Source organism: Agrobacterium sp. Ap1 (genome assembly GCF_017313375.1).
In the GTDB taxonomy this organism is placed as follows: Bacteria; Pseudomonadota; Alphaproteobacteria; order Rhizobiales; family Rhizobiaceae; genus Neorhizobium; species Neorhizobium cellulosilyticum.
Window position 1 is genome coordinate 1 of the sequence record NZ_JAFLMY010000102.1, and the last position, 225, is coordinate 225.

At 56.0% G+C, this 225-nt stretch carries 1 protein-coding gene; it reads right to left on the minus strand.

The annotated features are described in order from the left end of the window. A partial coding sequence (locus JZX87_RS31170) for a transposase (RefSeq protein ID WP_206829665.1) occupies positions 1 to 225 on the minus strand: 225 nt, incomplete at both ends.

Genomic DNA, 225 nt, shown 5'->3' on the forward strand with positions numbered 1-225 from the left:
GCTCAACACACCGATCTGGCGGCATAACTCGACAAATCTGGCGCAGGCCTTACGAATTGCCGAGCCGTTGTCCTTCCGGAAGTCGGCTATGGTTTTGTGATCAGGCACCAGCCGCCCGGTCAACCACATCACCTCAACATTACGCCCGGCTTCACGTTCCAGCCTCCGACTTGAAGGGATGCGGTTCAGGTAGCCATAGATGAAAAGCTTCAGCAACACCGAAGG